The sequence below is a fragment of the Kribbella sp. NPDC050124 genome (assembly GCF_044460355.1).
Lineage (GTDB): Bacteria > Actinomycetota > Actinomycetes > Propionibacteriales > Kribbellaceae > Kribbella.
Genome location: NZ_JBITJU010000006.1, coordinates 348,380 through 355,222 on the forward strand (window position 1 = coordinate 348,380; position 6,843 = coordinate 355,222).

The window sequence follows — 6,843 nt, forward strand, 5'->3', positions numbered from 1 at the left end:
GTCAGCACATGACATGTTTCGTGACATGAACCGCTGTTAAGCTCCGTCCGTGGCACGTCCTCCACAACCCCGGAAGCGGCAACGCGGCAACATCGACGCCCTGCCGTCAGGCTCCTTGCGTGTAAGGGTCTACGCCGGCGTCGACCCCATCTCGAAGAAGCCGCTGTACCTGACAGAGACCGTGCCCCCTGGCCCTCGACAGGCAAGGGAAGCCGAGCAGGCTCGAACGCGTCTACTCAACCAGGTCGACGAGAAGCGGAACCCAAAGACTCGGGCCACCGTCGCCCAGCTGATGGAGAGGTATCTGCCGCTGGCCGACGTCGAGCCGCTGACCCGTCGCAGCTATGAATCAAAGTACGAGGTTCACATCAGGCCTCTTCTTGGTTCGATTCCTCTCTCCAAGCTCGATACGGAGACCCTGGACTCGTTCTACGCCGAACTGCGGCGGTGTCGGAAGCACTGCCGCGGCAAGGCCGAGATCGATCACCGCACCGACGTTGATCATCTGTGCGACGAACACCAGGGCCGTCCGTGCCGGCCAGCTGACCCTGAGACCTGCCGGGTCTGTCGCCGTGCGTGCAAGCCACACGTTTGCCGCGGTCTGTCCAACTCGTCGATTCGCCAGATCCATTGGTGTCTGAGTGGCGCGTTGCAACGGGCAATCTCGTGGAAGTACATCTCGGTCAACCCCGCCGATCAGGCTGAGAAGCCCTCCCAGCCGCGGCCAGAACCGCGTCCACCGACTGCCACCGAAGCAGCGCTATTGATCAATGCCGCGTTCGAACAGGACGCTGACTGGGGCACGTTCGTATGGACGAAGGCCACACTCGGCGCACGCCGCGGCGAGATGTGCGCCCTACGCATCGAGCACCTGGACCTCGGAGGCGAAGGCGGCGAAGTCATCAACATCCGCCAGTCCATATACAAGGTGAACGGCCAGTTCGTCGCCAAGGACACGAAAACCCACCAGCACCGCCGAATCGTGCCAGACCCAGAGACCGCAGCAGCCCTCCGCGAGCGAATTGCGCGGATGCGCCGGCAGGCCGCCGAGCTTGGCGCTGAGCTCTCGCCGAGAGCCTTCGTGTTCTCGCCGTCGCCCGATGGGCTGCAAGCACTCAAGCTCGATACAGCGACCCAGCGCTACAAGCGCATGGCCACGAGACTCGGCATCAACACGACTCTGAAGAACCTACGTCACTTCAACGCCACTGAACTGATCTCTGCGGGCGTAGACCCGCGAACTGTCGCCGGCCGACTCGGCCACGGCGGAGGCGGCGCAACGACGCTCAGGGTCTACAGCGCGTGGTCGGCGGAAGCCGATCAACGCGCCGCGACCCGCATCGCGGTTCGGATGCCTCCACGGCCGCTGTCGAACCAACCGGCAGGAGGGGACACCGCCGCACCAGTCGTACCCACACCGACCACAGGCGATCTCCAGCCATATGAGCGAATTGCGGCCGACCTAAGAGGTGCGATCGACAGTGGTGTCCTCATGCCAGGTGCCACGTTGCCGTCCGTAAAGGACCTAGCGGCGCGCTACAAGGTTGCCCCCATTACCGCGCACCGCGCGTTGAGTTTGCTCTCCGATGCGGGTCTCGTTGCTGGCAGGTCCGGGCAGCGAAAGACCGTCGCCGCCCCCAGCCCCTAGTCGATGTCGGAATCGAACGGACGACATTCTCATTACGAGTAGGAACTACAGCGCCTCATACAGCCTCTACCAGCACCAATGGCCACGCGGGTGGTCGCACCACGCCCCATCGTCCCCACCGATTGCCTCCATCTCGCACCACGAACCGCACCATGATCCGCGGACGACGTGGCCGCCTTAGGCTTCGACGACCGCGGCCGTCGAAGCGTACAGATGGGATGGCCTCCGACCTGGCGCAACTTGCAACTCCGCACCCCCGCGCCCCGGGCGACTGACCGCAACGTTACTGACGGATTTGTGGAGACATCTGGATTGTTTGGGCGGAGACTGCTGGTGTGGGTGGGGGTCCAAGAGCGCCGCTGCCGGGCATCGCCGGCCGTGTCGAGGAGGGGAGAGTCCTCGCGGCGGCGATCAGCGCGGCGGCTGGACGACGACCCAGTGCGGTGTTCGTGCATGGTGAGGCCGGTGTGGGCAAGACGCGGCTGGTGCGTGCGGTGTGCGACCAGGCAGGAGCGGACGGCGCGGCGGTCCTGTGGGGTCGCGGTGTTCGATTCGGTGCGGTCGACGCCCCGTACGTTGCACTGATCGCTGCGTTGGAGGGCTGGCTGGACTCGGCCGAGCCGGCGGAGCGGGCCATGGCGCTGGCGGCGGTTCCGGACGCCGCCGAGCTGCTGCCATCGCTGGGCCGGCAGCCGATGCGAAGCACGGTCCGGCTGCTACCCGTCATTGATGGACTGATCCAGGCCCTGGTATCGGTGCGGCCGGTGCTGCTGGTCGTCGATGACGTGCAGTGGGCAGACCTGGCCACGCGAGACGCGATCACCTATTTGGTGGCCGGGTTCCGCAGGCAGCGGCTGGTCGTGCTGGCGACGTATCGCGACGAGGAGATCGCGGCCGGGGATCCGCTGAATGTCTGGCTGGCCGATCTGGTCCGGCTGCCTTCGGTGTCCTCACTGCAACTGGAGCGGATGAGTCGCGACGAGACCGAGCAGCAGCTGTCGATGCTGCTCGGGGGTCAGGCCGATCCAGAGCTCGTCTCCGCGGTTGTACAGCGCTCGGCCGGAAACCCGTACTTCACCGAGCTGATGGTGCAGGGGTTGACCGCCGCGGATCAGAAGCTGCCTCCAGATCTGCCGGCGGAGTTGGCCGGCGCGCTGCTGGCCACCTGGCATGGACTGGATGCCTCGGCCCGAGAAGTCATGAGACTCCTGGCGGTGTGCGGGCGGCCGGCCTCGGTGGACGATCTCGTCGAGGTGGCCGCTGCCGGGGGTATCAGCGCTGAGGCGGTGACCGGTGCGCTGGTCAAGGCAACGAAGAGGGGGATCTGCGTGCCCCACGGTGCGGAGATGTGCTGGTTTCGCCATCCGCTGCTCCCTGAGGTGTTGAACGCCAGCTTCGTTCCCGGTGAGGCGGTGCCCATCCATGCAGCCTGGGCCAAGGCGCTGGAGAGCCGAACCACCGCCATGGCGATTGACGAACTGCGCCGGGTCGGGGAGCTCGCGAGTCACTATGAAGGTTCCCACGAGCGGGTAACCAGTCTGGAAGCGTCACTACACGCTGCGGAACTCGCTCGACAGCTGAAGGCACTACCCGAGGAGGCTGTTCATCTGCGTCGGGCGGCGCGCCTGTGGCCAATCGTCCATCGTGCGGACGACCCATCGGTCGATGGTGAGCTCGATCTGCTTGAGCGACTCGCGTTCGTGTCGGACCTGATCGGAGACGGCGACGAGCGGTTTGCAGCGTGGAGTCGCTCACTCCAGCTCGTCGACGAACATCGCGATCCGCTTCGGGCCAGCCGCATCGTCAGAGAGGCGGCAACCGCGGAGTGGTGGACGGGCCGGCTCGGCGGCGAGCCGTTCGCGGCTTTCCAGCGTGCTGTTCGACTTGCTGAGCCATTCCCGAACAGCGCGGAGTACGCGATCGCGCTGGCTGAACTCAGCGAGACTCACTCGTGGACAGATTCATTGGAGGCCGCGCAGTCATTCGCCGACGAAGCCATCCGGGCGGCCCGCCGGTCGGGAGCACCCGCAGCGTTGTCCCGGGCCTACAGCGCTCTGGCCAATGCATGTCCGTGGGGTGACGAGCGAACCGACTTCTACTCGGCTGAAGCCCTTCGCTACGCATGGCTCACCGGCCAACTGAACCTCGTGTTGTACGCCGAGTTCGCCCGATCGGGCTACCTCATCGCGCACGGCCGCCTCGCCGACATCGTGCACACAGGTGCCGACGGGCTACGGAAGGGGCTCGATGAAGGCGCCACCAACTTCGCGGCCTTCCACGCCGGCGACCTCGCTCGCTATCTCATGCTCCTAGGACGGCATACGGAGGCCGAGCAAGCGATCCGTGAAGGACTGACTCTCGCGCGGGTCGCCAATGCCAGAGCCGTGGCCCGGCTGGCAGCCGCATTGCTGGCCGCCCGCCGAGGTGACCTTGAACAGGCTCGATTGCACGTGCGGCGCGCCCACGAGCTGCTACCGGACCTCGAGGACCGCCCCGAGAATTGGGCGCCGCCAACGCTGGCAGAATGCCTGCTCGCCGAGAACCGACCGGATCGTGCCCTCGAGCTGATCGCGCGCACAATGGTCGTTCAGATCGTCGACGCACGAGTCGGCGACGAGATGCTCATGCTAAGCGCACGCGCAGCCGCCGACCTGGCCGACCAGGCCCGAGACCACCGAGACCGCGACGGCGTCGCGCGCGCTCAGGTATCGCTGGAAGACATCGTCAAGCTGCGCCAAGGACTACAGCCACCACCGTTCGCCCGCATCACGACCGAGAATCTGATCACGCCGGCGCTCGAAGCGCTCCACGCCGCGGAGACCGCACGATGCCTGGCGCAATCAGGAACCTCGACTCTCTGGGAGAACGCGGTACAGCTTTGCGCTGTTGCCGGGATGCGCTGGGAGGAGGCGGTCGCCTCCCACCGATGGGCGCAGGCCCTGCTCAAGGAGGGAGCGAGCAAGGCCTCCATCGCCACGCCATTGCGATCGGCGTACCGCCTCGCCGACGAGATGGCCGCCGGCCCGCTCCGGCACGAGGTGGAGAAGCTGGCCACGGTTGCCAGGATCTCCCTCAACGAGCCACACCCGTCGACCGAGACCGGCGACGATGCCCCGAAGGCGTTCGGTTCCCTGACGCCACGGGAGCGCGAGATCCTCGGCTACCTGCTGGCCGGCCGGACCTACGCCGAGATCGCAGCCGCCCTGTTCATCAGCCCGAAGACCGTCAGCGTGCACGTGTCGAACCTGCTGCGCAAGACCGGCACCTCATCCCGACACGAGGTTGCCGCACTGGCAGGCAGGCTCGGCTACCCACCCGGCCAACCGAGCTAAGTAGGCCACGGCATAAGCACTTCGCCCCAAAATCTGAGGACAAGTACCCGATGCCCTCCCCTCTCCTTACAGCGGACAGTCATTGCCATGTCCGACAACGAAGGAGTCGATTCCCATGACCAAGCTCATCACCCGAGCGGCCGCCGGGCTCGCGGCCACCGCCATCGCGACGCTCCCGCTGATCATCGGCACGTCCGCACACGCCATCAACAAACACGAAGGAGGAGGCGGCGACACGATCGTCCCGACGCCAAACACCGGGCGCGAGGTCGACCCAGCCCAGGTCGCCGCCGGGGCACTCGCCGGAGCCACCGTCACCGGAGTCGCCTTCGCGGCATCCAACCGGATCCGCCGAGAGCACGATTCGGCGCCTCGCCCGGTCTAACAAGGCAGCGCGGTACACCGAGGGCGGCATGTCCCTGCGCGAAATTGCTGAGCTGGCCGATCGCTCATGGCGCAAGATCGCAAACATGCTCGACGCCGCAGGCGTGCCGCGACGCCAACCAAGAGCCAGACCGATTCCCGGGAACCGGCGCAACCACAACTCGACCAACAACCCGCTTCGACCGCCACTGGGTGGCTAGCATTCGATCGAGGTCGGGTGACAGTTCTGTCCCTGGCGCCAGACCCAGGTGTGGTCGTTGCTGGACGCAGGCCGCTGGTACGTCAGCGGCCAGCCTGCCGGATGGTCGGCCGAGCGACCCATTCGCTGGTCAGCGCGGATGCAGTCGAGGAAGTCCGCCTCGAAGTACGCCCATCTGTCGTGCGGGGCGGCCCTGCAGCCGGATGGTCGGACCCCGGTCAGTCGCCATCAGAACTGCTCCGCCTGACGCAGCTCAGCCTGTGGAATCCAGGTGAACTTGCCGTCCGGTCCACGGACCCGGCCGACCCAGGTTCCCTCTTCCTTGACCCAGGCGTCCAGGAAACCGGCCGGCTGCCAGGCCTTCTCCACCGGCTTCGGCGGCTCGACACGCCGAACCTGGTCAGGTGAGCGCGGCACGTAGACGTCGTACTGCAACTCCAGGTCTGCCGCCAGCCGATGCGCAGCCTCCTCGGACAGCTACTGGCGCACAGCATGTATTCCGTTCGTGCGGTATTCGTTCCCTCGATCCCTGGATCGCGCTTGTTCTGACAGGGGCTGCGGGGGCCGGGCCGTCTGCCGATGCGGAGTCGCCAGCAGCATCTCGGATCTTCGTTGATGTTCGGAGGGTGGCACCTGGTCGGATGTAGCTCAACCGTTGCTTACTGCACCCGAATGGACGACGTGAACGCTCCCAGTGCAGACATTGCCGAAGCTCTCGGGGGTTGAAACCGGCGTGCCCCCGCCCTTGAGGCCCGCATATGCACCGGAAGCGGCTGCGATATGCCAGTCTCCGGCGCGGAAGGTCGCGGTGCACTCGTCGAGCCAGACGATGAGCGAGTGGTTCTCGAGCACAATCGTGCCGGCCGGGCTCACGAGCACCTTTTCGGCATGGATGGTGCTTCCTACGAACCGGGCGGTCTCCGTGTAGGTGCCAGTGGCATTGATGAGCCCTTCGCCTGTCCAGGTTCCCACTACCGTGTTCGGCCCGGTCAGCTGCCCGATCGTCGTGAACTGCTGGGGCTGTGGCTGTGTCGCCGATGCGGGTGCAGCGAGCGTGAGGGCGGCAACGACGGCCAACACGAACACAATCATCAGCCGGTTGCGCAACCAACCGCGCGGGCCGCGCCTTCTCGTATCTGAAACAGATCTCGTCATGAGCGTGCTCCTGACCTGGAAGCGATACCCCTGAGGTGCCCCGAGGTTGCCGGACAGCGACCCAACTAAGATTGGGTTGTCTGGAAAGGAAGATCTTTGCCGCGTCCGAAGAGGAGCTTTTCTCC

At 65.9% G+C, this 6,843-nt stretch carries 5 protein-coding genes; 3 read left to right on the top strand and 2 right to left on the bottom strand.

The window, feature by feature from the left end:
* Positions 1-49 precede the first annotated feature (49 nt).
* From ACIBL3_RS18115 to ACIBL3_RS18125, 3 genes are all read left to right on the top strand, one after another.
* The gene (locus tag ACIBL3_RS18115; protein WP_396354531.1) at positions 50-1,648 is read left to right on the top strand and encodes a GntR family transcriptional regulator; all 1,599 of its coding nucleotides are present in this window, start codon (positions 50-52) and stop codon (positions 1,646-1,648) included.
* A 335-nt stretch (positions 1,649-1,983) separates the two neighbouring features.
* Positions 1,984-4,980, top strand: a complete 2,997-nt coding sequence (locus ACIBL3_RS18120; RefSeq protein ID WP_396354532.1) for an AAA family ATPase — start codon at positions 1,984-1,986, stop codon at positions 4,978-4,980.
* Between the two features lie 115 nt (positions 4,981-5,095).
* Positions 5,096-5,365: a hypothetical protein gene (locus ACIBL3_RS18125; RefSeq protein ID WP_396354533.1), complete on the top strand. Its 270-nt coding sequence runs from the start codon at positions 5,096-5,098 to the stop codon at positions 5,363-5,365.
* Positions 5,366-5,791: 426 nt separating this feature from the next.
* On the opposite strand, the gene ACIBL3_RS18130 is transcribed toward ACIBL3_RS18125, so the two are convergent.
* Together ACIBL3_RS18130 and ACIBL3_RS18135 are read right to left on the bottom strand one after the other, a co-directional pair.
* Entirely contained in the window at positions 5,792-5,980 is a 189-nt protein-coding gene (locus ACIBL3_RS18130) for a hypothetical protein (RefSeq protein WP_396354534.1), read from the bottom strand.
* A gap of 231 nt (positions 5,981-6,211) precedes the next feature.
* Entirely contained in the window at positions 6,212-6,718 is a 507-nt protein-coding gene (locus ACIBL3_RS18135; RefSeq protein ID WP_396354535.1) for a hypothetical protein, read from the bottom strand.
* Positions 6,719-6,843 lie beyond the last annotated feature (125 nt).

Coding starts and splice junctions, on each gene's coding strand:
- ACIBL3_RS18125 (WP_396354533.1), top strand. CDS start 5,096: ATGACCAAGCTCATCACCCGAGCGGCCGCCGGGCTCGCGGCCACCGCC.
- ACIBL3_RS18135 (WP_396354535.1), bottom strand. CDS start 6,718: ATGACGAGATCTGTTTCAGATACGAGAAGGCGCGGCCCGCGCGGTTGG.